1 protein-coding gene is annotated in these 1,103 nt (G+C 70.5%); it reads right to left on the bottom strand.

Annotation, left to right across the window (positions count from 1 at the left end; translation table 11 throughout):
* Positions 1–911, bottom strand: a 911-nt coding sequence (locus tag HCA58_RS23085) for an IS66 family transposase (protein WP_346776095.1), incomplete at its 3' end; no start/stop codon positions are given.
* Between the last annotated feature and the right edge of the window lie 192 nt (positions 912–1,103).

Raw genomic sequence — 1,103 nt, 5'->3', positions numbered from 1 at the left:
AGGATCATGTCGCGGTGGGCGGTGAAACGTTCGACCAGCGTGCCGGCGCGTGACGGCCTGCCGTCACGATCGGGAGGGTTCTGCTCGCGGCCGTAGGCCAGCGCGCCGGCGTAACAGGCTCGGATGTGACTGATCTCGTCGGTTGACAGCGCGTCTCGGCCCGCGGTGACGGCCTGCTCGGTCGTCTTCTTGGCCATCAGCAGGGTTTGCGCCATCACCTCGGCCCAGCCCTGGCCCGCCGGATCGGACTCGTGCACACCGCGCAGGTCGCGGATCAGATGGGCTCCGCACCAGGCGTGCTCGGCGTCGGTGAGGTGCCGGTAGGCGGCGTAGCCGTCACGGACCAGGATGCCGGTGAACCCGGGTAGCACCTGCCCGGCGTCGATGTCGGCCTTGCTGCGGCCGCCCACGTGCAACAAGGTCAGTTCGGGTGTGCAGGCCACGTGCACGTACTTCAAAGCGCCGTCGACGCGGGCCGGGGTCTCATCGGCGTGCAGCACCTGCTGGACGTGCAGCAACGCGCCTGTGCGGGACACGAACGGCCCGAGCTTGCGGGCTGCCTCACCGACCACCTGATGCACGAACCCGGTCGACACCCGCACGCCGAGCAGGTCGCCCATCACAGCGGCGGCTCGGGCGAACGGCAGGAAATGCGCGGCCCGCGTGTAGACGGCGGCGGCCTTGACACCGGCGCCGTACTGCACCCGCCCGGACACCCCGGCCGGCACCGCCGGCTCGCTGACTTGCCCGCACCCGCCGCACTCGACCGCGATCAGCCGGTGCTCGACGACCAGCGGCCGCCGCTCGGGCATCTCGATCACCTGCCGGCGCTGTCGCCCGTACTCACGCCCATCACTCAACGGCGACCCGCAACCCGGATGGACACACCGCTGCGGCCGGTGCTCGACCACCTCATCCGGATCCGCGACCAGCTCAAGGGTCCACCCCGGCGCCCCGGGCTGCTTACCCCGCCGCCGTCCACTGCCCTTGCCCGGCTGCCGGGCTGGGCGACTGAGACCGTCCGACGAGGGAGGCTTCGACGAGTTCGAGGAGTTCAACCCCAACCGGCGTTTCAGCTCAGTGTTCTCCGCTTCCAGTCGATC

The organism is Micromonospora sp. HNM0581 (genome assembly GCF_012726175.1).
Classification (GTDB): domain Bacteria; phylum Actinomycetota; class Actinomycetes; order Mycobacteriales; family Micromonosporaceae; genus Micromonospora.
Note: the sequence above shows the minus strand (reverse complement) of the source record. Positions and strands in the feature narration are given on the sequence as shown.